A 25035-nucleotide genomic window follows, 5' to 3' on the forward strand; every position below is an offset into this window, starting at 1 on the left:
ATCGTCGGTGTGCAGGACGTGCCGGGGACGGTGCGCGCGGGAGTCTTGGCGCATGACGCAGTCACTCGCTCCCGCCCCGGCCCGCGCCGCCGGCGGCCCCGCCCTCCCCCCGTCCAGCAGGCTGCTGCGCGCGGTCGCCGTCCTGTCCTGCCTGCCGTACGTCTCCCTGAAGATCGCCTGGATCGCCGGCAGCCGGATCGGTGTCCCGGCGGGCAGTCCGCTGCTGGAGAACCGCACGAGCCTGGTCGTCGCCAACGTCCTCACCGTGCTGATGGACAGCGCGGTGATCGTGCTGGCGCTGCTGCTGACCCGGCCGTGGGGGCGCCGGGTGCCCGCCTGGCTGCCGGCCTTCCCGATGTGGGCCGCCACCGGGCTGCTCGCGCCGATCATGGCCGGGTATCCGCTCCAGCTGCTGGTGACCGCGTTCGGCGGCGGCGCCCCGGGCACGGACGGCGGCTCGGGCGAACCGTTCCTGGCCGACTGGGTGTTCGCCGTCGTCTACGGCGGCTTCATCGTGCAGGGCCTCGCGCTCGGCACCCTGTTCGTGCGCTACGCCCGCGACCGCTGGGGCCACCTGTGGCAGGGCAGGGTGGGGGACCTGCCGGCCGGGCTCATGGGCCCGGCGCAGCGGGCCGCCGCGGTCGCCGCCGCCGTGCTCGCCCTGTACCCGCTCGCCCTGCGGCTGCTGTGGGCGTCGGGCGGCACGACCGGGCTGAGCGAGGGCGTCGTCGCGGACCGCGGCAGTGACTTCTACGTGCTGGAAGCCCTGTACGCCGGTTTCCTCCTGGTCGCGGTCGCCGCGGGCTGCCTGCTCGCCTTCCGGCGCGGCCGGGCGCTGCCGGTGCGGGTGCCGCTGGCGCTCGCCTGGGCCGGTTCCGGTGCCGTGGCCTGCTGGGGCGGCTGGATGGCGGCGGCCTCCCTGGTGCCCTCGGACGATCCCGGCGACCGGCCGACGGGGCTGATGTACCTCGCCTACTCTGGCCAGATGACCGTCGGCCTGCTCGTCGCCACCGTCGCCGCCCACTGCCTCGCCAAGCGGTCCGCCACGGCCGCGAAGCGCCCGGCGGCGTGAGGGACGCCGCCCGGCTGCTGTTCGGCCGGCGGGCGCGGCTGCGCTGGATCCACCTGATCCTCGGCGGCGCGCTCGCCATGCCGTACGTCCTCGCCGGCGAGCTGGTCCTCGGCCAGGCCACCGGGGCGATCCTCGGGCCGATGCCGCTGGCCCCGTTCGCCGTGGGCCTGCCGGTCGCCGCCGTCACGTCGCTGTTCCCGCTGACCCGGCCGCTGGAGGCCGGGGCCGTGCGCTGGCTGTGCGGCATCGACGACGACCGGCTGGCGTACGGCCCCGCCCGCGGCCGGGGCGAGAAGGCCCGTACCGCGCTGTGGTTCACGCTGCATCTCGGGCTCGGCGGGATCGTCGCGGGCATGACCCTCGCCGTACCGCCGTTCGGGGCGCTGCTGATCGTGCTGCCGTTCGTCGTGGCCCTGGGCGACAGCCGGCTGGGGCTGCCCGAGGTGTTCGGCGAGCCGTGGGCGCTGGCCCTGTCCCCGGTCGCGGGCGTCGCCGTGCTGCTGGCGCTGGCCGGTTGCGCGGCCGGGAGCGGGGCGCTGCTGGCCCGGTGGGCTCCGGTGCTGCTCGGGCCCGGTCCGGAGGACCGGCTGGCGGCGGCCGAGGCGCGCGCCGCGGACCTGGCCGTGCGCAACCGGCTGGCCCGGGAGCTGCACGACTCCGTCGGCCACGCGCTGAGCGCGGTGATGCTCCAGGCCAGCGCGGCCCGCCGCGTCCTGGACGCCGATCCGGAGTTCGCCCGGGAGGCCCTCGCCGCGATCGAGGACACCACCCGGCGCACGGTCGGCGAACTCGACGCCGTGCTGGGCGTGCTCAGGGACGGCGACGCGCCGGGCACGGCCCCCGCGCCCACTCTCGAGTCCGACCTCGACGGGCTGCTGCGCCGCACCCGGGCGGGCGGAGCGAGCGTGACGGCGACCGTCGGAACCGGCGTCGGGACGCTGCCGCCGCTGGTGTCCCGGGAGGCGTACCGCATCGTGCAGGAGGGGCTGAGCAACGCCCTCAGGCACGCCGGTGACCGGACCGCCGTGGACCTGCGGCTGGGGATCGCCGACGGTCATCTGGAGATCACCGTCACCAACCCCCTCGGCGACGCCCCCGGCACCGGTGCCCGCCCCGGCGGCGGTCACGGGCTGCGCGGCATCGCCGACCGGGCCCGGCTGCTGGGCGGCACCGCCCGGGCCGGCGCGGACGAGGGGCTGTGGCGGCTGCACGTACGCCTGCCGATGAAGGGACCCGCATGAGCCGTCCGCCCCTGAGGATCGTCCTCGCCGACGACGAGCGCATGGTGCGCACCGCGCTGCGCGCGATCCTCTCCGCCGAGCCCGACCTGGAGGTGGTGGGCGAGGCCGCCGACGGCGCGGAGGCGGTGTCGGTCGTGCGCGAGACGCGGCCCGACGTGGTGCTCATGGACGTCCGGATGCCCGGGACGGACGGCATCCGCGCCACGGAGCGGATCCTCACCACGCTGGACGACCCGCCCCGGATCGTCGTCGTGACCACCTTCGAGAACGACTCCTACGTGTACGACGCGCTGCGCGCCGGGGCCGCCGGGTTCCTGCTGAAGCGGGCCGACGCCGACGAACTCGTGGCGGCCGTACGGCTGGTGGCGCGCAGCGACAGCCTGCTGTTCCCGTCGGCCGTGCGGGCGCTGGCCGCCGAGCACGCGCGCGCGAACCCCGCGCCGCCGCCCTGGGTGGCGCGGCTGACGGCCCGCGAGAGCGAGGTGCTGCGGCTGATGGCGGGCGGGCTGACCAACGCGGAGATCGCGCGGCGCATGGACGTCGGCCCGGCCACCGTGAAGACGCACGTGGCCTCGGTGCTGTCGAAGACCGGCACCCGGGACCGCACGCAGGCGGTGATCGCCGCGTACGAGGCGGGTTTCATGAACTCCCGGTGAGCGCGTCGAACCGGACGCGGCCCTCCGCCGTGTACCCCGTCGGGGTCGACGGGGCGTACGGCATTCGAGGTCCCGTGCGCGGGGCACTGCTGCGCTCCCGGTCCCGTCCGGGTGCCGGAGACCACCGCGAGGAGAGGTTCACCCGTGGGCACCAGGCCCGGAGCGCAGGTTCACCCCGGCGGACGTCGGTCACCCGTGAGTACCGCGTCGAGCCAGCCGAACACCTCCTCCTGCATGGGTGCCGTGAAGACGTGCCCGAGCCCCGGCCACACCTCCGTGCGCAGGCGCTCCCCGGCGTGCCGGGAACGCCAGACGGCTCGCATCCTGCCGTAGGCCGTGCGGACTCCCTCGGCGGTGAACAGGGTGTCGTGCTCGCCGTCGAGGAAGTACATCGGGCGCGGGGCGGCGATGCTCGCCACGTCGGGGATGTCGAGGTGGCGGGCGAGGCCGGGGTGCAGCATGTAGTACGAGGACTGCCCGCGCAGCGTGTTGTTGCCGGGCACCATCATCTCCTTCAGGCCGGTCATCCAGCACACGCTCGCCGCCGCGGCCACGTGGTCGCTGAGCGCGGCCGTCTGCCAGGCGCGGTAGGCGCCCATGGAGAACCCGGCTGCCGCGACCCGGCGGGCGTCCACCCGGTCCAGACCGGCGAGGAATGCGGCGGCGCGGGCGTCCTCGCGGGCCATCAGCCCGGCGAGCGAGGAACCGAGGTGGAAGAGATTCGAGGCGAGGGCCTGCTGCTGGTCGTAGCCGACGGGACCGCGGTCACCCCAGCCCGGGGCGTCCAGGCACAGCACCACATGGCCGCGCCGGGCGAGTTCGTCGCCGACGAAGCGCCCGCTGAAGTACCGGTCCGCCCAGGCCCGCGCGGAGGCGAGCCGGGTGTCGTCGTACCAGGGGCGGACGAGTTTCTCCTTGCCGATGTCGAACTTCGCGCCGTGGTCGTGCAGCAGGAGCACCGCGGGGAAGGGCCCGGTGCCGTGCGGGGTGAGCAGGGCGCCCCGGACGCGTTCGTAGCGGGTGAGGGACACGGTGACCAGCTCGCGCGTGAAGCCGTCGCCGTCGGCGCGGCCGGTGAACTCGGGGGCGTACGGCACGCCCCGCTGCCGGTCGACGAGCAGGTGTTCCTCGACCTTGGCGCGGGCGGCGCGGCGCCAGGCCCCGAAGTCGCGGACCGGGGAGGTGCCCCAGGCGAGCGGGAAGTCCAGCTCGTCCTTGAGCACTTCGTGGAAGGGGGGCAGGCCGCTGCCGGCGGGCTCGGCCGCCTCGGCGCTGCCCGCTGCCCGGCCGGTCAGGAGCGCGGCGGTGGCCGCCGACGTCACGAACGCGCGGCGGCCCACGGCGTCACGGCCGTCGGCCATGCCGGTCCGCCTCCCGCCACGGCGCCCAGTCACCGAGGTACGCCTCACGGGTGTGGGACGCGGCCTGCTCGGCGGTCAGCTGCGGCCGGTTCTCCGGGACGGTGACCTCGGCGCCGGGCCCGCAGTTGCGGTACTCGGCGAAGCGCTGCGCCTGCCACGGGTAGGCGTCCGACATGGTGGCGTAGGGCGCGACCGCGTCGATGCCGGCGCCGAGCACGCTGTCGCGGACGGTGAGCATGGGGCGGGCGGTGCGGTCGGAGCTGGGCACCCAGGGGCGGGCCAGCTTGTAGTACGCGTCGGGGGCCTCGCTGCTGATGCGGCTGTGCGTCACGAGGTGGCCGCGCGGGTTGGCGCCCGCCGTGGACGGCGCGAACACGAAGCCGTACGGGGCGCCGGACAGGTCGGTGCGGGTCAGGGTGCGGAAATGGCAGTGCTCGAAGACGGCCGTGGCCCGGCCGAACACGAAGTCGACGTCGCCCTCGGCGTAGCAGTGCGCGAAGTACTGGCGGGCGAACAGCCCCAGGGAGTTCGTGTCGGTGTAGAGGGTGTCCTGGTGGCCGAGGAAGCGGCAGTGGTGGAAGGCGGAGCGGTCGCCGGTCACCTTCAGGGCGACGGCCTGGGTGCCCGGGACGCCCGGGTGGTCGGCGCGCAGCCAGTCGTTGGCGAAGGTGATCCGGTGGGCGGTGAAGCCGTCCGCCCTGACGGTCGTGGTGGCGGAGCCGCTGGTGCCGTAGGTGCCGGAACCGTCGGGCTTGGGCGTGCCCGCCGCGTTGCCGTACACGATGACGACGTCCCGGGGCCCGTCCCCGGCGCCGAGCCAGGTCATGTCCGTACGGGTGAGGTCGACGGAGACGGTCTCGCGGTAGACGCCCGGTGCGACGACGAGGGTCCGGCCGCCGCCGGTCGCGGCGTTCACGGCGGCCTGGACGGAGGTGAAGTCGCCGCGGCCGTGCGGGTCGACGTACAGGGTGCCCGGGGTGAGGCGGGCGGCCGGTGAGCCGTACCGGCCGAACGGGCGCGGGCGGGCGGTGGCCGAGGCGGTGCCGGGCGCGAGGCCCAGCGCGGCACCGGCCGCGGCGGACGCCAGCAGGAACCCTCTTCTGGACGGGGGCATGCGGGTGCTCCTTGGTGTGCGGCTCGTGCGGGCGGGTCGGGTACGTCCTCGCCGTGGGAGGGGTGGTACGGGGGCCGGGGCGGCGCACCCCAGCTGGGGATGCGGTGCGGTCCGCCCCGGCCGGTCCTCGGGGCGGGTCAGCGCAGCCGGCCGGCGCCCGCGCGGTGGTCGACGATCGCGGGGACCGCGCGCGGCGGGTCGACCCTGGTGCGCAGGGTGGGTGTCCAGCCGGCGCCGGACCGCAGGGTCTCGGCGGGGATCTCCGCGTTGTGCACGGCGATCAGGTCGGTGAGGCGGCCGTTGACGTAGTTGTGCTCGGCGGTGAGGGGCGCCTCGCTCCACTTCTTCAGCGTCTTGGCGGCGCTCACGCCGTCCGCCAGCGAGAACGCGTTGTGCGTGGCGTACAGCCGCGACTCCTTGCCGATGCCGAAGGTGTAGCCGTAGCGCTGGCCGGCGGTCACCACGAAGTGGTTGTTGTACGCGTCGACCTGGCCGAAGCGCACGCGCGGGGCGCGCTCCACGATGCCCTCGAAGCGGTTGTGGTGCAGCGTGACCTTCAGCCTGCCCGTGTCGGTCGCGGCGGCGCTGTCGCTGTTGCCGATCAGCATGGTCTTGTCGTGGTCCTTGAAGGAGTTCCACGACGCGGTGACGTAGTCGGAGCCGCGCACGACGTCGAGGAGGCCGTCGTGCTGCTGGTAGACCTCGCCGTAATGGGTCGGCAGGGAGCTGTCCGGGTGGCGGCCGTCGGTGAGCGTGTTGTGATCGATCCACACATGGGTCGAGCCGTACACGACGACGGCGTCGTACTCGGAGTTCCAGGCGCCGGTGGGGCCGTCGGTCGGGTCCCACTGCGGGAAGCAGTCGAGCGGGGCCTCGATGGTGAGGTTGCGGACGATGACGTTGTCGACGCCGCGGATCTGGAGGCTGCCGCCGAGGATCCCGGAGTTGCGGCCGACGCCGATGATGGTGGTGTTGGCGGGGACGCTCGCCTTGATGGCCGCGTCCTGGTTCTTCGCCGAGGCGGCCCGCAGGTCCTCCTGCGTACCGCTGACCGGGGTGTCGTACCCCCACACAGCGGGGTCGTAGTCGGCGAGGTACCGGTCGAAGTCGTAGCCCTCGGCCTCGAACGCCTCGCAGCCGTCGGCCACGGCGTCGATCATGCCCTTCACCTTGATGATCTTCGGTGCGTCGCCGCCTGCCGCGAGGGCGGCCTTGAACTCCGCCCAGGTGGTCACGGTGTGGACGTGCTCGGCGTCCGCGGCGGCGCCTCCGGTGGTGCCGGTGCCGTGGGAGCCCCAGCCGTCGCCCGCGCGGAGCGTCTGCCGGGCGATGTCGCCGTGCGCCTGCGCGGCGGTCCCGGTCAGGGACAGCACGAGCGCGGTGCACCCGGCCAGCACACCCACCTTCATGGCATGCCCATGCCATATATGTCTGTTCACAGTGCGGCTCTCCTTCTTCGGTCCTTCGGGGATTTACGCGGGGGTGGCCTCGGGCCAGGTGATCCACGACTCGGGGACCGCGTCGTCCAGGCGGCGCACGTCACGCGGCGCCAGCACCCGGGTGCGCAGCAGCTCCCGCACCACGAGCCGCGCGACCTCGATCGCACCCGGCGGATTGACGTGCGTGTTGTCCTGCTCGGTCGCGGTCCAGTTGAAGTACTTCTTCGTCTCCTCGGCGCCCAGCCGCTGCCACAGCGCGAGCGACAGGGCCTGGATGTCGAGCAGCGCCACCTGCTCCTCGGCGGCCAGCGCCCGCATCGCCGCCGGGTACTCGCCGTGCGTCGGCAGCGCGTTGCCGCCCGCGTCGAACCGCCGCCGCTCCACGGGCGTGGCCAGCACGGGCCGGGCGCCACGGGACCTGGCACCCTCGACGTACCTGCGCAGATATGCCTGGTACGTCGACCAGGGCTCGGTGTACCGGGCCGGGTCCGCGGCCTTCTCGTCGTTGTGCGCGAACTGGATCAGCAGCACGTCCCCGGGCCGGATGGCCCCGAGCACGGCGTCCAGCCGCCCCTCGTCGGCGAAACTCTTCGAACTGCGCCCGTTCACGGCGTGATTGGCCACCACCAGCCCCGAGTGCAGGAAGAAGGGGGCGGCCATTCCCCACCCGGTCTCGGGAGCGGCGTCGGCGTACTTCTGCGCGGCGGTGGAGTCCCCGGCGACGAAAAGAGTCCGCCTCCGCCGCTCCCCGGCCCGGACCACACCGCCCGTACCGAGGGCGAGGGGAACGGCAGCCATGGCGGCGAAACCAACCTGTCTACGGCTCAGCGACACGATCCCGTGCCTTTCAGGATACGGAGGGGATGCGCCCCTTCTCGGGGCGCGGGACTGTGGTGACATGCGGCTCCGCCGCGTGGGCGCGAGCGACCAGGGACGGCCCGCAGCCCGAGACCTCACGGACCGCCCCCGGCGAAACCGCGACCCTTCCAGCAGGACCGTCAGCCCTTCTGCCCCTTCCACTCCGCCTGCGCCTCATTCAGCTGCTCGGCCAACGTGTCCAGGAAGTCCTTCGCGCTCATCTTCCCGAGCAGCACCTTCTGGAAGTTCGGCTCGTTGTCGGCCTTGGAGATCGTGTTCCAGTCCGGCAGGTAGTACGGCAGCTGGACGATCGTGGTCGACCCGTCGGACAGCGCCTGCGCGGCCAGCTTCGTCGGCTCCGCCTTCTCCACCCACGCGTCCTTCGCCGCGTCGGTGTTGGCCGGCACCTGTCCCGCCGACTCGTTGAACTTCGAGTTCGACTCGTGGGAGGCGGCGAACTCGATGAACTTCCAGGCCGCGTCCTTGTTCTTGGAGCTCTTGAACAGGCCGAGCCCGTCGACCGGGTTGGACACCTGGACGCGCTTGCCGCCGGGACCGGTCGGCTGCGGAATGCCCCGGAACTTGTCGGTGCCGAAGGCCTTCACGTGGTCCTGGTACGAACCGAGGTTGTGGTTCAGCATGCCGATGGTGCCGGAGTCCCACTGGGCGACCATCTTGGTGAAGTCGTTGTTCAGGTCGGCCGCCGGGGTGACCTTCTTGTAGAGGGCCGCGTACTTCTTCAGCGCCTCGACGTTCTTCGGGTCGTTGACGGTGGTCTTCTCGCCCGTGGAGTTCCAGAAGGACGTGATCCCGGACTGCCCGTACATCGCGTCCATCGCCTGGGCGATGGAGCCGGCGCCGCCGCGGATGGTGTAGCCGAACTCGTTCTTGCGGACGTTGGTGAGCCTCTCCGCGGCCTTGTAGAAGTTGTCCCAGGTCGACGGCTCGTCCAGGCCGGCCTTCTCGAACAGGTCGGTGCGGTAGTACAGGACGCCGTTGTTGGCGGAGGTCGGCACCGAGTACAGCCGGTCGTCGCCGCCGCCCGCGGCCTTCATGGAGGTGAGCATGTCCTCGTTGAGCTTGCCGTTCAGCGTGGACTTGGCGAGGCGGAAGTCCAGCGGCTCCAGCGCGTCCTGCGCGGCGAACCCGGCGAGCATGGCCGCGCCGACACCGCCGACGTCCGGCAGGCCGCCGCCCTGCAGGGCGGTGTCGACCTTCGACTGGTACTCGGTGGAGGCGATGCCGACGTACTCGACGTCGATGTCCGGGTTGGCCTTCTCGAAGTCGGCGATGATCTCCTTCCAGATGTCGGTGCGGACACCGCCGTTGTTGTCCCAGAAGACGATCTTGCCCTTGCCGCTGCCGTCGGCGCCGCTGTCGCCGCCCGCGCCGCTGCCGTCGTCACCGCACGCGGTGGCGGTGAGGGCGAGCACGGCACCCAGGGCGACGGCGGCCGTGGTGCGGCGCCTGCCGGTGCTTCTGCTGCTGCGAATGCTGATCTTCATTGGTCGGCTCTTTTCTTCTGGGTACGGCGGTGATGTGACGTTGTGGGGGGCGAGGCCCGGGAGCCTCGGTGGAGGGCGTGAGGGGTGAAGGGCTAGGGCGTGAGGGGCGCGGGCGTGATCCGGAAGCGCGTGAAGGTCGCGGTGCCGGCGTGCCCGTGGCCGTCCGGGGCGACGGCGAACAGGCCGAGCAGGGCGCCGACCCAGCGCCAGGGGGTCGCCGCGAACACCGGTCCCGAGGGCTGGAAGCCGTCACCGGTGTCGGCGGAGAACCGGCAGCGCGCCCCTGCGCGGATCTCGATCCGCAGCCGGGCCCGGCCGTCGGGCGCGGGCCGCGGGTGGGCGGCGTCCCGCTCCCTCTCGGCGACGCTCTCGCCGAACCGGTGCACCAGGTGCGCCTGCCCGTCCGCGCCCCGCTGGAGCCCGATCCAGCCGAACGCGTCGCCGAGGACGGCGAGCCCGGCCCGGGCGCCCGGCGCCTGACCGGCCAGGCTCAGCTCGACGTCGACCAGGCACGGCATGCCGGGCAGCCGCTGCGTCAGCACGTTCGGCAGGGTGCGCGGATCGTGCGCGCCGGCCGAGCGGACGCAGGTCAGCCGCAGCCCGTCGGCGGAGTGCTGGGTGGCCCAGCCGTCCTGGGGGTTGGCGGTCCACTGCCACTGGCGGCCGTGGCGTCCGCCGGGGAAGTCGTCGTCCGTGGCGGGCGCGGCGGGCGGCTGCGGCGACAGCGCGGGGCGGCGGTGCTCGGTGACGGGGGCGCCGTTCTCGCCCAGGACCGGCCAGCCCCCGGCGTCCCAGGTCATGGGCTGGAGGTGGACGACCCGGCCGTAGGCGCCGCGCTGCTGGAAGTGCAGGAACCAGTCCTCGCCGGACGGGGTGCGCACCCAGCCGCCCTGGTGCGGGCCGTTGACGTCGGTGTCCTTCTGCTCGAGGACGATCCGCTCCTCGTAGGGGCCGAAGAAGTCGCGGGAGCGGAAGGCGCCCTGCCAGCCGGTCTCCACTCCCCCGGCGGGCGCCAGGATCCAGTACCAGCCGTCGTGCCGGTAGAGCTTGGGGCCCTCGAGGGTGAACCAGCCGGGGATGCGGTCACCGTCCACGATCACCTTGCCCTCGTCGAGGACGCCGGTGCCGTCGGGGCGCATGCGGTGTCCGGTGAGGCGGTTCTTGATCCCGGAGCGGGACTTGGCCCAGGCGTGCACGAGGTGGGCCTCGCCGGTCTCCTCGTCCCACAGCGGGCAGGGGTCGATCAGGCCCTTGCCCGCCTTGACCAGGTGCGGCCGGGTCCAGGGGCCGCGGATGCGGGGGGCGTTGACCTGGAAGATGCCGTGGTCGGGGTCGCCCCAGAAGATCCAGAAGCGGTCGTCGTGGTGGCGCAGGGACGGTGCCCACACCCCGCAGTCGTGCCGGGGCGCGGTGAACTCCCCGGCGGGTTCGAGGCGTTCGAGGGCGTGGCCGACCAGGGTCCAGTTGACGAGGTCGCGGGAGTGCAGCAGCGGCAGGCCGGGGGCGCGGCCGAAGCTGGAGGCGGTGAGGTAGAAGTCGTCGCCTGCGCGGATCACGTCCGGGTCGGACCAGTCGGCGTTCAGGACGGGGTTGCGGTAGGTGGTGTCGCTCTGCTCGGCGGTCACGGGCTCACCGCCTTGCGGACCAGGGCGGCGGCCGTGTCCCGGTCGAGGCGGCCGTCGGCGACGACGGTGACGACGCGGCGGACGAGGGTGCCGCCGGGCGGGACGGGGACGCGCCCGGTGTGCGCCAGCGACGAGCCGACGCCCGGGTATTCGGCGGTGCGCACGAACCACGGGTCGCGGCGGGTGGCGTCGGTGGCCCCGGCGAACACCAGCGTCCAGGTGGAACCGGCGAGCGCCAGCCAGTCGGCGCGGCTGCCGTGCACCTCGCTCTCGCCCTCGGCGCCGGGCGTGAAGACGTCCGGTGGGGTGTCCTCCTTGCGGGCCCGCCAGAAGAATCCGCCGTAGGCGGCGCCGGGGCGGCCGTTGGTGGCCGGGCTGCCGACGGTCAGCGGGCGGTCGGTGGCGTTGGTGAGGGAGAAGGTGAGGTCCAGGGCCCACGCGGTGGGGGTGAGCCCGGTGGCGGCGACGGTGCGGCGCTCGCGCAGCAGCTCGGTCCCGGCGGCCACCCAGCGCAGCTCCTCCACGAAGCCGTCGGGGTCGCGCAGCTGGAACGCGGTGTGCCGCTGGGTGCCGTGGTTGTCCAGCTCGGTCGGGCCCCGGTCGCGCACGTAGGTCCGTCCGCCCCAGAAGTTGTGCCCCTCGACGTCGGGAACGGCGACACCGACGCCGAGGTGGTGGGGATGGTCGGCGGGGCTCAGCTCGGTGACGGCCACACCGGACAGGGTGGTGACGGGGTGCAGGTACGGGCGCGGGGACAGCCGGGCGGGCAGCTCGGGCCGGACGACGTACCGGCCCACCGGGCGGCCCGCGACGCGCAGGACCGCGGAGTCGTTGCCGGTCATCGGGCGCTCACCCCCTGGTGGCGGTGTGGCGCGGGAAGCGCCCAGGGGGCGCCGAGTTCGGAGTAGAGCGCGAGGGTGTCGGCGGCTGCCGCGACCAGCCCGTCGACGCCGGGCACGACGCGGCGGTTCTCGCCGGGGACGCGCCGCCAGGAGCCGGGCGGCAGCGGGTCCGGGTCGGGGGCCCGCCGGATCGCCTCGACGACGGTCATGAAGGCGCCCGTCGCGTCCGGCGGGACGAGCAGTGCGGCGCCCTCGGTGAGGTGGGCGACGAGGTTCTCCAGCAGGTCGGTGCGGCCGTGCCGGGTCTCCTCGGGGCCGTGCCCGGCGCGCTGGAGCAGCACGCGGTCCTGCTTGTACCAGAAGGTGATCCGGCCGCTGCTGCCGTGCACGAGGACGTACGGCTCGCCGGGCTCCTCGGCGCACAGCGTCACGGCGACGGTGACCGGGTGGCCCTGCGCGGTGGTGATCCGCACGCACGAGGTGTCGTCGGCCTCGATGTCGTTGGCGCGCAGCAGCTCGGTCTCGATCGCGGTGACGTCCTCGGCGCGGGTGCTGCCGCCGAGGGCGAGGGCGGTGACGACGGCGTGCGCGAGGGGGTTGGTGAGCACCCCGTCGACCACGTCGGTGCCGTTCATGCGCCGCTTGCCCGCCCAGGGCGCGCGCCGGAAGTACGCCTCGTCGCGCGCCCAGGCGCCGCCCGCGCCGAGCCCGGTGAGGTCGCCGATGGCGCCCTCGGCGATCAGCTCGCGGATCGCGGGCACGGCGTGCGAGCCGAGCGACTGGAAGCCGATCTGGCAGGCCACGCCGGCCGCGGCGACGCCGTCGGCCATGCGGCGGTATGCGGCGTAGGAGGGGGCGGGGGGCTTTTCCAGCAGGATGTGGACGCCCCGTTCGGCGGCGGTGAGCGCGAGGTCGGTGTGGGTCGGGATGGGCGTGCAGATCACGGCGATCCGGGCGCCGGTGGAGTCCAGCAGGGCGCCGAGGTCGGCGGACTGCTCCGGTGTGCCGAGGCCGTCGAGTTCGTCGCCGGTGAGCGGGGTGAGTTCGCAGACGCCGGCCAGGCGGACCAGGCCGCGGCCTTGAAGGCGGCGGATGTTGGCGAGGTGCCAGCGTCCGTGGCCGCGGGCCCCGGCGAGGACGACGGGCAGCGGTGTGCTGGTCTGCCGGCTCCTCATCCCTTCACCGCCCCCGCGCTGAAGCCGGTGATGAGCCACTTCTGGATGAAGGCGAAGACCAGCACGACCGGTACGGCGGCGATGATGCCGCCCGCGGCGAGCGCGCCGAGGTCGACGCTGTCGGCGCTCATCAGGGTGTTGAGGCCGACGGGGATGGTCTGCTTGCTCTGGTTGTTGAGGAACATCAGGGCGAACAGGAAGTGGTTCCAGGAGTGCACGAAGGCGAAGGAGCCGACGGCGATCAGGCCGGGCCGCAGCAGCGGCAGCACGATGATCCGGAAGGCCTTCATCCGGCCGCAGCCGTCGACCCAGGCCGCCTCCTCCAGGGAGTACGGCACGTTCTTGATGAAGTTGCTGATCAGGATCATCGACAGCGGCAGCTGGAACACCGTCTCGGCGATGATGACGCTGCCCAGCGAGTTGATCATCTGGAGTTCGGCGAAGATCTCGAACAGCGGGACCAGCAGCAGCGCGCCGGGCACGAACTGGGAGCACAGCAGGGCCAGCATGAAGGCCCGCTTGACGCGGAAGTCGAACCGGGCGAGGGCGTAGCCGCCGGCCAGCGCGACGACCGTCGTCATCACCAGGGTGGCGAGGCCGACGAGCACGCTGTTCTGGAAGTAGACGCCGAAGCTGCGCTCGGTCCACACCTTGTCGAAGTGCTCGAAGGTCATCGGCCAGGGCACCAGCGAGGTCGAGCCGGGCGGGCGCAGGGCGAACAGCAGGATCCAGTAGAACGGGATCAGCGTGAAGACGAGGTAGACGCCCAGCGGCAGGTAGATCTGCCAGCGCGGGGCCTCGTCCCAGGCGCGGCGCCGGGCGGGCGGGCGCGGGGGTTCGGGGGTGACGCGGGCGGGCGCGGGGGCGACCGCGGTGGCCTCTTGGGTGATCACTTGTTGTCGCCTCCGAACTTGCTCAGCCGCAGATAGACGATCGAGCAGAAGAGCAGAATCACGAACGCCACCGTGGTCAGGGCCGACGCGTAACCGAAGTTGTGGGCGTCGACGCTGGTGTTGGCGATGTAGAGCGGCAGGGTCGTGGTCTCGCCCGCGGGCCCGCCGCCGGTCAGGGTGTAGAGCAGGTCGACGTTGTTGAACTCCCACACCGCGCGCAGCAGCGTGGACAGGATGATGGCGTCCTTCAGGTGCGGCAGCGTGATGTGCCAGAACTGCTTGATGCGGCTGGCCCCGTCGACCTCGGCGGCCTCGTACAGGTCCTTGGAGACGGACTGGAGGTCGGCGAGGATGAGGATCGCGAAGAAGGGCACGCCGCGCCACAGGTCGGCGACGATCGCCGCCGGGAACACGGTGGAGGTGTCCGACAGCCAGCTGGTGCCGTACGAGCCGATGCCCAGGTCCGCGAGGTAGCGGCTGATGCCGGTCTGGGAGTTGTAGAGCAGCACCCAGATCGCGGAGGTCAGGACGCCGGAGACGGCCCACGGGGAGAAGACCAGGGCGCGGCCGACCGCCCGCCCGACGAAGGTCTGGTTGACGATCAGGGCGAGTGCCAGGCCGAACAGCAGCTGGAGGGTGACCTCGACGAACACCCACTTGGCGCTGAAGACGAGGGTGTCCCAGAAGATGGGGTCCTCGGTGAAGGCGTGGACGAAGTTGTCGAGGCCCGCGAAGCCGTTGCGCCAGGGCTTGGTGGGGTTGTAGTGCTGCAGGCTGTAGTAGAAGACGCTGAGGACCGGGTAGGCGATGAAGCCCAGCATGAGCAGGGCGGCCGGGGCGATCAGCAGGTAGGGAAGCCTGCGCGGAGTGGCGGAGGCACGGCGCCGCCGAGGTGGCGCGGGCGGTTTCGCCACGGCTGCGGCTTGGGCCATGACTGTTCTCCGTTCGTGAGCGTTCTCGTGCGGGGTGAAGCGCTTTCTGTCGTGCTGTGCGGGGGCCCCGGCCGCCGGGTGGGGCGGCCGGGCGGGGTCAGCCCGCGTACGGGTCGTGCACCGTGCCGGGCCGCGCGAGGAACTCGAAGTCGCAGCCGGTGTCCGCCTGGGTGATCTGCTCGTTGTAGAGCGCGCCGTAGCCGCGTTCGTAGCGGGCGGGCGGCGGTGTCCAGCGCGCCCTGCGGCGCTCCAGCTCCGCGTCGTCCACGTGCAGGTGCAGCGCGCGCGCCTCGACGTCCAGGGTGATCAGGTCCCCGCTGCGCACCAGCGCGAGGGGGCCGCCGACGTGGGACTCGGGCGCGACGTGCAGGACGCACGCGCCGTAGCTCGTGCCGCTCATGCGCGCGTCGGAGATGCGGACCATGTCCCGCACGCCCTGCTTGAGCAGGTTGTCGGGGATGGGCAGCATCCCGTACTCGGGCATGCCGGGGCCGCCCTTGGGTCCGGCGCCGCGCAGCACCAGCACGCTGTCGGCGGTGATGTTCAGCGCCGGGTCGTTGATGGTCCGCTGCATCGTCCGGTAGTCGTCGAAGACGACGGCCGGGCCGGTGTGCTTCAGCAGGTGCGGCTCGGCGGCGATGTGCTTGATGACGGCGCCGTCCGGGCAGAGGTTGCCGCGCAGGACGGCGACCCCGCCCTCGGCGGCGACCGGGTTGTCGCGCGGCCGGATGACGTCGTCGTGGTGCACCCGGGCGCCGGCGAGCTGCTCGCGCAGCGTGTCGTGGGCGACGGTGGGCCGGTCCAGGTGGAGCAGGTCCGGGATCCGGGAGAGGAACCCGGGCAGCCCGCCCGCGAAGTGGAAGTCCTCCATCAGGTACGTCTGTCCGCCGGGCCGGACGTTGGCGAGGACCGGCACCGTGCGGGCGATGCGGTCGAAGTCGTCCAGGGTCAGCCTGACGCCCGCGCGGCCCGCCATGGCGATCAGGTGGATCACGGCGTTGGTGGAGCCGCCGAGGCCGAGGACGGTCGTCACCGCGTCCTCGAAGGCCTCCGGGGTGAGGATGTCGCCCAGCCTGCGGTCCTTGTGGACCAGTTCGACCACGCACAGGCCCGCGGCGGCGGCCATCCGGTCGTGCCCGGAGTCGACGGCCGGGATGCTGGAGGCACCCGGGACGGTCACGCCGAGCGCCTCGGCGGCGGCGGTCAGCGTGGACGCCGTGCCCATCGTCATGCAGTGGCCGGGCGAGCGGGCCAGGCCGCTCTCCAGCTCCTGCATCTCGCAGTCGCCGATCAGGCCGGCCCGCTTGTCGTCCCAGTACTTCCACATGTCGGTGCCCGAGCCGAGGGTCTCGCCCCGCCAGTGGCCCGGCAGCATGGGCCCGGCCGGCACGAACACCGCGGGCAGGCCGGCGGACGCGGCACCCATCAGCAGCGCCGGCGTGGACTTGTCGCAGCCGCCCATCAGCACGGCGCCGTCCACCGGGTAGGAGCGCAGCAGCTCCTCGGTCTCCATCGCCAGCAGGTTGCGGTAGAGCATCGGGGTCGGCTTCTGGAAGGTCTCACTGAGCGTGGCGACCGGGAACTCCAGCGGGAAGCCGCCCGCCTGCCACACCCCGCGCTTGACGGCCTGGGCGCGGTCGCGCAGGTGCACGTGGCAGGGGTTGATGTCCGACCAGGTGTTGAGGATCGCGATGACCGGCTTGCCCAGGTGCTCCTCGGGCAGGTAGCCGAGCTGGCGGGTGCGGGCCCGGTGGCTGAAGGACCGCAGCCCGTCGGTGCCGTACCACTGGTGGCTTCTGAGGTCCTCGGGGCGCTTCTTCGGTGTGCTCATACGGACCATCCGGACGCGATGGCGGCGACCTCGGCGCGCTCGCTCTCGGGCAGCTGCCTGCTCGGCGGGCGGACCTCGCGGCGGCACAGGCCGAGCGAGGCGAGGGCCTCCTTGACGACGGTGACGTTGTTGGCGGAGCCGTTGGCGGCGCGCAGCTCCTCGAAGCGGCGGATCTGCTCCCAGACCTTCATGGCGCCCGGGTAGTCGCCCGCCCGCAGCGCCTCGATCATGTTCAGCGAGACCGACGGGGCGACGTTGACCAGCCCGGAGGTGAATCCGGTGGCGCCCGCGGAGAAGTACGACGGCGCGTACGGCTCGGCGAGCCCGGCCACCCACACGAAGCGGTCCAGGCCGGCGTCCCGCGCGAACGCGGCGAACCGGGACGCGTCCGGGACGGCGTACTTCACGCCGATCACGTTGGGGCAGTCGTCGGCGAGTTCGGCGAGGCGGGCGCCGGTCAGCTGCGGGTTGCGGATGTACGGTACGACGCCCAGCTCGGGCACCGCCCCGGCGATCGCGCGGTGGTAGTCGACCCAGCCGCTCTGCGAGACGTAGGGGTGGACGGGCTGGTGCACCATCACCATCGCGGCGCCCCGTTCCCGGGCGTGCCGGGCGGAGGCGACGGCGGTCGGCACGTCGTGGCCGACGCCGACCAGGACGACGCCCCGGTCACCGGCCTCCTCGACGGTCAGTTCCGTGACGAGGCTGCGCTCCTCGGGGGTGAGGGCGTAGAACTCGCCGGTGTTGCCGTTGGGGGTCAGAGTCGTGACACCACCGTCGAGCAGCCGGCGCAACAGGGCCCGGTAGGTGTCCCGGTCGACGGAGCCGTCCTCCGCGAACGGGGTCACCGGGATCGCCACCACGTCGGCCAGGGCCGCCCGCTGCGTCTCGAACGTCGCTGTCATGCCTGACCGTCCTCTTTCTGGGCCTCGTATTCCGCGGCGGGGAAGGCCCGCTCGACGAACGACGCGATGTGTGCGTGCAGGGCGCGCGCCGCGCCGTCCGCGTCACCCGCGAGGGCGAGGCGCAGGATCTCGCGGTGCTCGCCCGCCTCCCGCTCCCAGGAGGGGTCGGCGGCCCACGCGACCGCGGAGACGAGGGCCGCCTGGTCGCGGACCTCGTCCAGCATCCGGCCGAGCAGCGGGTTGCCGCAGGGCAGGTACAGGGCGCGGTGGAACTCCCGGTTCGCCAGGGACCGTTCGGCGGTGTCCGTGGCGATGTCGGCCCGGGTCAGCGCGTCCCTCGCGGCCTCCAGGGTGGAACCGCGCAGCACCGCCCGCCGCAGCGCCTCGGGCTCCAGCAGCAGCCGCACGTCGTAGACCTCGCGCGCCATGTCCGCGTCCACCATGCGCACCGTGACGCCCTTGTACTGGCTCATCACGACCAGTCCGGTGCCGGCCAGGGTCTTGAGCGCCTCGCGGACGGGGGTCTTGGAGACGCCGAACTGGGCGGCGAGCTCGGTCTCGACCAGGGCCTGCCCCGGCGTCAACTGCCCGGTGAGAATGCGGCGTTTGATCTCCTCTAGCACGTACTGCGTGCGGGAGGGGATCGGGGTGGGCACAGAGGTCATGCGCGCCTCTCGGATCTCGCATATCGCGTCTCATATATGACGTACGAAGTACGACGCGTTGAAGGTAGAAAGGGCTTGCTGTTTCGTCAATGCTTCGCGCAGAAGAAAACGGGGTGACGTCGAAATCGGTCCGCGATCGTGGGATTTGAGGCTTCTGAACGGTTTGCGGGCGACATGAGTGGACCCCCGAGGACGGTGGTGCGGTCCTCGGGGGCCGGGTGCGGAGCGGTTCCGTGCGGCCTACGCGCGCGGCGTCCAGTGCGGGTCGCGGCCGGCCAGACCCACCGTGCGGTCCAGCAGCGGGGCGTCGGCCGGGACCGGGACGGGCGGCCCGAAGATCTTGTTCTCGCCGGGCGGTTGCTCGGCCGCCGCGGTGACGAAGGCGTGCGCCGCCCGCAGCGCCTCAGGGTCGGGCTCGTAGTCCTGGCCGGTCGCGCGGGCCAGGTCCCAGCCGTGGATCACCAGCTCGTCGACGGCGACCGCCCCGGCGACCTCGCCGGGCAGGTCCACCCCGCCGGCCCGGGTCATGCCGGTCCAGGCGGCCGGGTCGCGCCACGCCTCGGCCAGCTCCTCGAGGACTGTGGGCAGCTCCTCGCGCCAGCCGGGCCCGACGTCCGGCATCGAGGCCTCCGGGCTGGTGTCGGTCGTCACGCCCAGGTCCTTGCGCCCCGCGTCACGGAAGGCGACGGCGAGCCCGAGCAGGTGGCCCAGCAGATTGCGCACGGCGTACGCCGGGCAGGGCGTCGGGCCCGCGAACTGCTCGTCGCTCACGCCCTCGGCGAGGCGTGCCACGATCCGGGTCTGCGGCCCGAGGTCGACGATCGGGGTGGGGGTCGGGTCGGTCATCGGTGCTCCTGCTCGTCGGCGTCCCTGACGGCGGCCACCCCGGGAAGACCGGGGGCCCGCTCAGGAGGTAGACCGACGGCGACGCCGGGACTCATCGGTGCCGGGCCGCATTCCTAGGGCATTCTCCCGATCCCCTCCCCGCCTCCTCAGGACCACGATGACCAGGCATGACGACCACCGGATCGACGAAGTGGGCGGTGGCGCGCGTACTGCGCGACCGCGACGCGGGCCTGTTCCTCACCGGAGTCGTGGTCTCTGGCTTCGGCACCTCCGCGCTCTGGCTGGCCGCCGGAGTCTGGGTCAAGGACCTCACCGGCTCGGACGGCCTGGCCGCGCTGTGCATGCTCGCCATGTGGGCCCCCACCCTCGCCGGGCCGCTGCTTGGCGCGCTCGCCGACCGGGTCCGCCGCAAGCCGCTGCTGATCGGCGTGAACCTGCTCATGGCCGCGCTGCTCCCGGCGCTGCTGGCCGTGGACGCGGCGGACCGGGTGTGGATCGTGTTCGCGGTGCTGTTCGCGTACGGCGCGGCGGGCGTCGTCCATGACGCGGCCGAGTCGGCGCTGGTCGCCACCGCCGTGGACACCGCGCTGCTCGGCGACTTCAACGGGCTGCGCACGACGGCCACCGAGGGCATGAAACTCCTGGCACCGCCGGCCGGCGCGGGCCTCTACACGGCCTGGGGCGGCCCGGCGGTCGCCCTCCTGGACGCGGCGACGTTCGTGCTGGCGGCGGGGCTCTGCTGGGGGTTGCGGGTCCGGGAGGGGGTACCGGTGGGCGCCGTGCGGGACGGTGCGGGCGGCGGGCCGGGGGACGGCGGCGAGGACAGCGGGAGTGGGCGGCTCGGCCGACACGAGAACCCTGGCCCACCCGGTGACGGCGACGGGCCCGAACAGGACGGCGGGCCGGGTGACGGCGGCGAGGACAGCGGGCGTGGATGGCCCGGCCAGCACGAGAACCCCGACCCACCCGGTGACGGCGACGGGCCCGAACAGGACGGCGAAGACAGCGGGCACGGACAGTCCGGCCGACACGAGAACCCCGGCCCACCCGGCGAGGGCGACGGCCCGGAACAGGGCGGCGAGGACACCGGCCGGTCCGGCCAACCCGGCGGCCGCGTCGGCGTCACCGAAGGCATGCGCCACCTCCGGTCGCACCCGCTCCTGCGCCCGCTCGTGCTGGCCGGTGGCGTCACCATGCTGTGCGCGGGGCTCGGCGGCGCGCTGGTCTACGCCGTGGTCGACGCCCTCGGCCGCTCCCCCGCGTTCGCCGGTGTGCTGTACGCCGCGCAGGGCGCCGGTTCCGTGGCGGTGGGCCTGGTCTCCGGACCGGCGATGCGCCGGCTGGGTGAGCGGCGGTTCGCGGCGCTCGGCATCGCCCTGTTCGCCGTCGCCGTGGCGGGGCGGGCGGTGCCGTCCGACGCGGTGGCCGTGGTGTGCAGCGTGGCGATCGGGGCGGGGCTGCCCGCGGTGCTGATCGCCGCGCTGACCGCGGTGCAGCGCGAGACGCCGGGCGCGCTGCTGGGCCGGGTCACGGCCACCGCGAACACCGTGGTGTTCACGCCGAACGTGCTGGGGCTGGCGGCCGGTGCGGCCCTGGTCGAACTGGCCGACCACCGGCTGCTGCTGGCCGCCCTGGGCGCGGCGCTGCTCGTGACGGCAACGGCGCTCCGCCGAAGCCCGGCAGGCACTTCCCGCACCACTGGCCCACCGTCCGACACCGACCGCAGGTGACCCTCACTGCCGACGCCGCCGGCTTCACAGCCCCACCGGCGCCCCCGCCCCGCCCTCCCGCTCAACGCCAACCGCACGCGACCCGCCGCGGCCGACGCCCCCGGCATCACAACCCCGCCAGCACCCCCCGCACCACCCCCAGATCCCGGTCCGACGCCAACCCCGCGTGATACAACCGCAGTTCCGTCGCACCGAGGCGGCGGGCCCGTGCGGCGTCCGCCGCGAGGGTGGTGGGGCTGCCGCCCATGCCGGAGACCACCGTGAAGTTGGCGGCGAGGACCGTGTCCTCGCGCGCCGCGCGGGCGAACGGGGTGAGCGGCGCCGGGCTCCCCGTGCAGGGCACGACCACGCCGTCCGCGACGGACAGGATGTGCGCCGGGTCGACGCCGGCGTTGGCGCCGCAGTGGTACGACACCGGGTCGGCGTGCAGCAGTACCTGGAAACCGTCGGGCGCGGCGGCGCGTACCGCGGCGACCGCCTCCTCCTGGAGCGTGCGGGCCGTCGCGTCGCGCCACGCGCGCGTGACGTTGGCGGGGGTCTCCCCGAGCAGCTTCTCCACCCCGGCCCAGCCCTCGTCCGAGGGCGCCCCCTGCCACACGGGCTCCAGCGCGGTGCGCACGGCGGCGGCCAGTTCGTCGGCGTCCAGGCCGTGCCCGCCGTAGCCGTCCCGGCAGGCGGGGCAGAAGCACAGCGACATCAGGTACTGCCCGGCGTCCCCGAGGCCGACACCGCCGGTCTTGTCGTGGGCGTGCAGGTGCGCGAGGCCGTACCAGCCGAGGGACTCCAGTTCCGTGCCCCGCGCCCCGGGCCGTACCGCCGCCTCGGCGGCCAGGTCGACGAGGTACGCGCGCGTGGCGGGCTGCGCGATGCAGGGCGCCCACGGGTAGCGGTCGCCGTAGGCGTTGACGACGGACGTCTCCGGGTGCTCGGCGCCCAGGCGGGAGTTGTGCGCGAGGACGACCCAGGTGTGCACCTCCAGACCGGCGGACGCGAGCGCGTCGGCGGCTTCGCCGTAGGCGTCGCCGGCCGCCCAGTCGCCGGACGGGTAGGGGCGCAGGACGCGCCCGTGCCATCTGTCGCCCGGCGGGTACAGCACGGCGGCGTGCTCGGCGGTGACGATCCGGTGCCGGGGGTGGCGGGGCGTCAGCGCGCGCGTGGAGTGGTAGGCGGCGGCGAGTGTGGCCTGCCGTACGCCGAGGCCGGCCACGGACTCCGCCGCCCGCGGATCGCCGTTGACGTCCCAGGGGTAGAGGAATGCCGACGCCTTCATTCGCCCTCCTGGAGCAGCGCCTCGCCGCGCTCGATCAGCGCGGCGAGCTGCTTGACATGGTCCTCGCCCGGTTCGTGCAGCGGCGGGCGGACCTCCCCGACGTCGAGGCCGCGCAGCCGCACCCCGGCCTTGACCAGGGAGACGGCATAGCCGCGGCCCTGGGCGCGCAGTTCGACGAGCGGCCGGTAGAAGCCGTCCAGCAGGCGGTGGGCGGTGGTGTCGTCGCCGGTGCGCAGCGCGCGGTGGAAGGCGACGGCGATCTCGGGGGCGAAGCAGAACACCGCGGACGAGTAGAGGGTGATGCCGAGGCCGCGGTAGGCGAGCTGGGTCTGCTCGGCGGTGGGCAGGCCGTTGAAGTAGAGGAAGTCGCCGGGTGCCTCGGCGCGCACGGCGCTGACGATCCGCTGCATGAGGTCGAGGTCGCCGAGCCCGTCCTTGAAGCCGACGATGCCGTCGGTGCGGGCCAGTGCGACGGCCGTCTCCGGGGTGAACACGGCGTTGTCGCGCTGGTAGACGATGACGGGCAGGTCGGTCGCCGCGGCCACTTCCCGGTAGTGCCGCAGGAGTCCTTCCTGGCCGGCGGCCACCAGGTACGGCGGCATGGCGAGCAGCCCGTCGGCCCCGGCCTCGGCGGCCAGGCGGGCGTAGCGGACGGCGAGGGCGGTGCCGTAGCCGGTGCCCGCGACGACGGGTACGCGTCCGGCGGTCTCCTCGACGGCGGCGGCGACGCACGTCTGGAACTCCTCGGGGGTGAGCGCGTGGAACTCGCCGGTGCCGCAGCAGGCGAACACGGCGGCGGCGCCCGCCTCGACGCCGCGTCGTACGTGCGCGCGGAAGGTGCCGGGGTCGACCTGGCCGTCCGGGCCGTACGCCGTGACGGGGAAGAACAGCGGGCCGCTGGGGATGGCGAGCCGAGCGGCGAGGGGGGCTGGCGTCACGGGCACTCCCGGTTCCATATTCATGATCTGCGTCTATATTTCTGAACAGGTTCACGCTAAAGCGCTCCCTGGAGGGCGGTCAAGCGCGCCAAGGGGTGACACGACACCGGATTTCCGGCTTCCACGGCCCACTTGACGCCCCACGTCCGCGCTCCCTAGCGTGTCCACGCATATGAATGGCATGCGTGCATGTGCACGGCCGTGATCCAAGGAGACCGAGGATGCCCGCTCCCCGCACCGTTCTGCTCACCGGCGCCGCCGGCGGCCTCGGCACCCTGATGCGGGACCTGCTCCCCGACTACGGCTACGAGCTGCGCCTGCTCGACGTGCGCCCCGTCGAGGGCGAGCCGGACGCGATCACCGCCGACCTGGCCGACCAGGACGCGGTGCGCGAGGCCGTACGCGGCGTCGATGCGATCATCCACCTCGCGGGCATCTCCCTGGAAGCCCCCTTCGAGAAGATCCTCTCGGCGAACATCCAGGGCACCTACCACCTCTACGAGGCCGCCCGCGAGGAGGGCGTCGGACGCGTCGTCTTCGCCTCCTCCAACCACGCCGTCGGCTACACCCCGCGCCCGCGGGGCGACGACCCGCTCATCCCGGTCGACACCCCGCGCCGCCCGGACACCTTCTACGGCCTGTCCAAGTCCTTCGGCGAGGACCTCGCCCAGCTCTACTGGGACAAGCACGGCCTGGAGACCGTCTCCGTGCGCATCGGCTCCTGCTTCCCGGAGCCCACCAGCGTGCGCATGCTGTCGGTGTGGATGAGCCCCGCCGACTGCGCCCGCCTCTTCCACGCGGCGCTGACCGCCGAGGACGTCGGGCACACCGTCGTGTACGGCTCCTCCGCCAACACCCGCCTGTGGTGGGACCTCGGCACCGCGCGGGCGCTCGGCTACGCACCGCAGGACGACTCCGAGGCGTTCGCCGGGAAGCTGGTCGCCGAGCAGGGCGAGCTGGATCCGGACGATCCGGCGCACGCCTGCCTGGGCGGCCACTTCGTGACCGACCCACCGATCTGGCCGTACTGACCCTCCGGGGCGGGGCACACCGAGGCGCCGGCACGTCTCACAACCATCGGCCGCGACAGCGGGCGGGCACCGAACGGGCCCGCCCGCTGTCGCATTCGGGCATCCGTGCTGCCCGTTTCCCCCGCCCGCCCGGCGCCGCCGCAGGTCCGAGGCGGGCACGCCGCTGCCCGAGCCGGGCGCAAGCGGGCAGCATCGCATCGGCAACAGGCCTGGTCAGGCCCGCACGCCCGCTGTAGAACTTCCCCCATGGGCCCCACCGGGCCCGAACGGGCAACGACGCACGGAGGCGGTGACGGCCGTGGAGGCGAGATCGTCGGAAGAACGCCGGCACGAGATCGTGCGGGTCGCCCGCGCCACCGGCTCGGTCGACGTCACCACGCTCGCCGCCCGGCTGGGCGTGGCCAAGGAGACCGTACGGCGGGACCTGCGGGCCCTGGAGGACCACGGCCTGGTCCGCCGCACCCACGGCGGTGCCTACCCCGTGGAGAGCGCCGGCTTCGAGACGACCCTCGCCTTCCGCGCCACCAGCCACGTGCCCGAGAAACGCCGGATCGCGGCAGCCGCGGCCGACCTGCTCGGGGACGCCGAGACGGTCTTCGTCGACGAGGGCTTCACCCCGCAGCTCATCGCCGAGGCGCTGCCCCGTGACCGGCAGCTGACCGTCGTCACGGCGTCCCTGCCGGTCGCGGGCGCGCTCGCCGGGGCCGACAACGTTTCCGTCCTGCTGCTGGGTGGCCGGGTCCGCTCCGGCACGCTGGCCACCGTCGACCACTGGACGACGAAGATGCTGGCCGGCTTCGTCCTCGACCTGGCGTACATCGGCGCCAACGGCATCTCCCGCGAACACGGCCTGACCACGCCCGACCCGGCGGTCGGCGAGGTCAAGGCGCAGGCGATGCGGGCCGCGCGCCGCACGGTGTTCGCGGGCGTGCACACCAAGTTCGGCGCGGTCAGCTTCTGCCGGTTCGCCGAGGTCGGCGCGCTGGAGGCGGTCGTGACGAGCACCCTGCTGCCCGCGTCCGAGGCCCACCGCTACGCGCTGCTCGGGCCGCAAGTGATCCGCGTCTGAACACCCGCGCACCCCTGCACCCCCTCCCCCCCCGTGG

At 73.5% G+C, this 25035-nt stretch carries 22 protein-coding genes; 6 read left to right on the forward strand and 16 right to left on the reverse strand.

What is annotated here, in order from left to right; translation table 11 throughout:
- Window positions 1–52: 52 nt before the first annotated feature.
- From AB0M97_RS03965 to AB0M97_RS03975, 3 genes are read left to right on the forward strand one after another with little or no spacing between them, the layout of a single operon-like run.
- The gene (locus tag AB0M97_RS03965; RefSeq protein WP_365959126.1) at window positions 53–1072 is read left to right on the forward strand and encodes a hypothetical protein; all 1020 of its coding nucleotides are present in this window, start codon (window positions 53–55) and stop codon (window positions 1070–1072) included.
- Window positions 1069–2313: a histidine kinase gene (locus AB0M97_RS03970; RefSeq protein ID WP_365959127.1), complete on the forward strand. Its 1245-nt coding sequence runs from the start codon at window positions 1069–1071 to the stop codon at window positions 2311–2313. The genes AB0M97_RS03965 and AB0M97_RS03970 overlap by 4 nt, the downstream gene beginning before the upstream one ends.
- Window positions 2310–2969, forward strand: a complete 660-nt coding sequence (locus AB0M97_RS03975; RefSeq protein WP_365959128.1) for a response regulator transcription factor — start codon at window positions 2310–2312, stop codon at window positions 2967–2969. The genes AB0M97_RS03970 and AB0M97_RS03975 overlap by 4 nt, the downstream gene beginning before the upstream one ends.
- A gap of 170 nt (window positions 2970–3139) precedes the next feature.
- Here the strand turns inward: AB0M97_RS03975 and AB0M97_RS03980 are convergent, their stop codons facing one another.
- The 14 genes from AB0M97_RS03980 to AB0M97_RS04045 form a co-directional block, all read right to left on the reverse strand.
- Window positions 3140–4330 carry a dienelactone hydrolase family protein gene (locus AB0M97_RS03980; protein WP_365959129.1) on the reverse strand — a complete coding sequence of 397 codons (1191 nt, stop codon included), beginning with the start codon at window positions 4328–4330 and terminating at the stop codon, window positions 3140–3142.
- Window positions 4314–5444 carry a pectinesterase family protein gene (locus AB0M97_RS03985; protein ID WP_365959130.1) on the reverse strand — a complete coding sequence of 377 codons (1131 nt, stop codon included), beginning with the start codon at window positions 5442–5444 and terminating at the stop codon, window positions 4314–4316. Before AB0M97_RS03985 ends, AB0M97_RS03980 begins: the two co-directional genes overlap by 17 nt.
- Window positions 5445–5581: 137 nt before the next feature.
- The gene (locus AB0M97_RS03990) at window positions 5582–6853 is read right to left on the reverse strand and encodes a pectate lyase (protein WP_365959131.1); all 1272 of its coding nucleotides are present in this window, start codon (window positions 6851–6853) and stop codon (window positions 5582–5584) included.
- Between the two features lie 63 nt (window positions 6854–6916).
- Entirely contained in the window at window positions 6917–7717 is an 801-nt protein-coding gene (locus tag AB0M97_RS03995; protein ID WP_365959132.1) for a rhamnogalacturonan acetylesterase, read from the reverse strand.
- Window positions 7718–7881: 164 nt separating this feature from the next.
- The gene (locus AB0M97_RS04000; RefSeq protein WP_365959133.1) at window positions 7882–9246 is read right to left on the reverse strand and encodes a sugar ABC transporter substrate-binding protein; all 1365 of its coding nucleotides are present in this window, start codon (window positions 9244–9246) and stop codon (window positions 7882–7884) included.
- Window positions 9247–9338: 92 nt separating this feature from the next.
- A complete protein-coding gene (locus AB0M97_RS04005) occupies window positions 9339–10871 on the reverse strand; it encodes a family 43 glycosylhydrolase (protein WP_365959134.1) in 1533 nt (510 codons plus the stop codon).
- The gene (locus tag AB0M97_RS04010; protein WP_365959135.1) at window positions 10868–11713 is read right to left on the reverse strand and encodes a PmoA family protein; all 846 of its coding nucleotides are present in this window, start codon (window positions 11711–11713) and stop codon (window positions 10868–10870) included. The genes AB0M97_RS04005 and AB0M97_RS04010 overlap by 4 nt, the downstream gene beginning before the upstream one ends.
- A complete protein-coding gene (locus AB0M97_RS04015) occupies window positions 11710–12888 on the reverse strand; it encodes a Gfo/Idh/MocA family oxidoreductase (protein WP_365959136.1) in 1179 nt (392 codons plus the stop codon). The genes AB0M97_RS04010 and AB0M97_RS04015 overlap by 4 nt, the downstream gene beginning before the upstream one ends.
- Window positions 12885–13781, reverse strand: coding sequence for a carbohydrate ABC transporter permease (locus AB0M97_RS04020; RefSeq protein WP_365959137.1), 897 nt, complete (start codon window positions 13779–13781; stop codon window positions 12885–12887). Before AB0M97_RS04020 ends, AB0M97_RS04015 begins: the two co-directional genes overlap by 4 nt.
- Window positions 13778–14713: a sugar ABC transporter permease gene (locus tag AB0M97_RS04025; RefSeq protein WP_365959138.1), complete on the reverse strand. Its 936-nt coding sequence runs from the start codon at window positions 14711–14713 to the stop codon at window positions 13778–13780. The genes AB0M97_RS04020 and AB0M97_RS04025 overlap by 4 nt, the downstream gene beginning before the upstream one ends.
- A 97-nt stretch (window positions 14714–14810) precedes the next feature.
- Window positions 14811–16553, reverse strand: coding sequence for an L-arabinonate dehydratase (araD, locus tag AB0M97_RS04030; protein ID WP_365959139.1), 1743 nt, complete (start codon window positions 16551–16553; stop codon window positions 14811–14813).
- Window positions 16541–17449: a dihydrodipicolinate synthase family protein gene (locus AB0M97_RS04035; RefSeq protein ID WP_365959140.1), complete on the reverse strand. Its 909-nt coding sequence runs from the start codon at window positions 17447–17449 to the stop codon at window positions 16541–16543. Before AB0M97_RS04035 ends, araD begins: the two co-directional genes overlap by 13 nt.
- Window positions 17446–18114 carry a GntR family transcriptional regulator gene (locus tag AB0M97_RS04040; protein WP_365959141.1) on the reverse strand — a complete coding sequence of 223 codons (669 nt, stop codon included), beginning with the start codon at window positions 18112–18114 and terminating at the stop codon, window positions 17446–17448. Before AB0M97_RS04040 ends, AB0M97_RS04035 begins: the two co-directional genes overlap by 4 nt.
- Before the next feature lie 240 nt (window positions 18115–18354).
- Complete coding sequence (locus AB0M97_RS04045) at window positions 18355–18960, reverse strand: TIGR03086 family metal-binding protein (RefSeq protein ID WP_365959142.1); 606 nt, start codon at window positions 18958–18960, stop codon at window positions 18355–18357.
- Between the two features lie 167 nt (window positions 18961–19127).
- On the opposite strand from AB0M97_RS04045, the gene AB0M97_RS04050 reads away from it, so the two are divergent.
- A complete protein-coding gene (locus AB0M97_RS04050; protein ID WP_365959143.1) occupies window positions 19128–20690 on the forward strand; it encodes an MFS transporter in 1563 nt (520 codons plus the stop codon).
- Between the two features lie 106 nt (window positions 20691–20796).
- Here the strand turns inward: AB0M97_RS04050 and AB0M97_RS04055 are convergent, their stop codons facing one another.
- Window positions 20797–21960, reverse strand: a complete 1164-nt coding sequence (locus AB0M97_RS04055) for a hypothetical protein (protein ID WP_365959144.1) — start codon at window positions 21958–21960, stop codon at window positions 20797–20799.
- Window positions 21957–22898 carry a 5-dehydro-4-deoxyglucarate dehydratase gene (locus AB0M97_RS04060; protein WP_365959145.1) on the reverse strand — a complete coding sequence of 314 codons (942 nt, stop codon included), beginning with the start codon at window positions 22896–22898 and terminating at the stop codon, window positions 21957–21959. The genes AB0M97_RS04055 and AB0M97_RS04060 overlap by 4 nt, the downstream gene beginning before the upstream one ends.
- 221 nt (window positions 22899–23119) lie before the next feature.
- Here AB0M97_RS04060 and AB0M97_RS04065 point away from each other — a divergent pair, with 221 nt between their 5' ends.
- Together AB0M97_RS04065 and AB0M97_RS04070 are read left to right on the forward strand one after the other, a co-directional pair.
- Window positions 23120–23929, forward strand: coding sequence for an NAD(P)-dependent oxidoreductase (locus tag AB0M97_RS04065; RefSeq protein ID WP_365959146.1), 810 nt, complete (start codon window positions 23120–23122; stop codon window positions 23927–23929).
- Window positions 23930–24227: 298 nt separating this feature from the next.
- Window positions 24228–24998: a DeoR/GlpR family DNA-binding transcription regulator gene (locus tag AB0M97_RS04070; RefSeq protein ID WP_365959147.1), complete on the forward strand. Its 771-nt coding sequence runs from the start codon at window positions 24228–24230 to the stop codon at window positions 24996–24998.
- The last annotated feature ends 37 nt before the right edge of the window (window positions 24999–25035 follow it).

It is taken from the genome of Streptomyces sp. NPDC051207 (genome assembly GCF_040682395.1).
Classification (GTDB): domain Bacteria; phylum Actinomycetota; class Actinomycetes; order Streptomycetales; family Streptomycetaceae; genus Streptomyces.

Coding starts and splice junctions, on each gene's coding strand:
- AB0M97_RS04045 (WP_365959142.1), bottom strand. CDS start 18,960: ATGACCGACCCGACCCCCACCCCGATCGTCGACCTCGGGCCGCAGACC.
- AB0M97_RS04050 (WP_365959143.1), top strand. CDS start 19,128: ATGACGACCACCGGATCGACGAAGTGGGCGGTGGCGCGCGTACTGCGC.
- AB0M97_RS04055 (WP_365959144.1), bottom strand. CDS start 21,960: ATGAAGGCGTCGGCATTCCTCTACCCCTGGGACGTCAACGGCGATCCG.
- AB0M97_RS04035 (WP_365959140.1), bottom strand. CDS start 17,449: ATGACAGCGACGTTCGAGACGCAGCGGGCGGCCCTGGCCGACGTGGTG.
- AB0M97_RS04000 (WP_365959133.1), bottom strand. CDS start 9,246: ATGAAGATCAGCATTCGCAGCAGCAGAAGCACCGGCAGGCGCCGCACC.
- AB0M97_RS03990 (WP_365959131.1), bottom strand. CDS start 6,853: ATGAAGGTGGGTGTGCTGGCCGGGTGCACCGCGCTCGTGCTGTCCCTG.
- AB0M97_RS03965 (WP_365959126.1), top strand. CDS start 53: ATGACGCAGTCACTCGCTCCCGCCCCGGCCCGCGCCGCCGGCGGCCCC.
- araD (WP_365959139.1), bottom strand. CDS start 16,553: ATGGTCCGTATGAGCACACCGAAGAAGCGCCCCGAGGACCTCAGAAGC.
- AB0M97_RS04065 (WP_365959146.1), top strand. CDS start 23,120: ATGCCCGCTCCCCGCACCGTTCTGCTCACCGGCGCCGCCGGCGGCCTC.
- AB0M97_RS04015 (WP_365959136.1), bottom strand. CDS start 12,888: ATGAGGAGCCGGCAGACCAGCACACCGCTGCCCGTCGTCCTCGCCGGG.
- AB0M97_RS03985 (WP_365959130.1), bottom strand. CDS start 5,444: ATGCCCCCGTCCAGAAGAGGGTTCCTGCTGGCGTCCGCCGCGGCCGGT.
- AB0M97_RS04040 (WP_365959141.1), bottom strand. CDS start 18,114: ATGACCTCTGTGCCCACCCCGATCCCCTCCCGCACGCAGTACGTGCTA.
- AB0M97_RS04010 (WP_365959135.1), bottom strand. CDS start 11,713: ATGACCGGCAACGACTCCGCGGTCCTGCGCGTCGCGGGCCGCCCGGTG.
- AB0M97_RS04025 (WP_365959138.1), bottom strand. CDS start 14,713: ATGGCCCAAGCCGCAGCCGTGGCGAAACCGCCCGCGCCACCTCGGCGG.
- AB0M97_RS03980 (WP_365959129.1), bottom strand. CDS start 4,330: ATGGCCGACGGCCGTGACGCCGTGGGCCGCCGCGCGTTCGTGACGTCG.
- AB0M97_RS03975 (WP_365959128.1), top strand. CDS start 2,310: ATGAGCCGTCCGCCCCTGAGGATCGTCCTCGCCGACGACGAGCGCATG.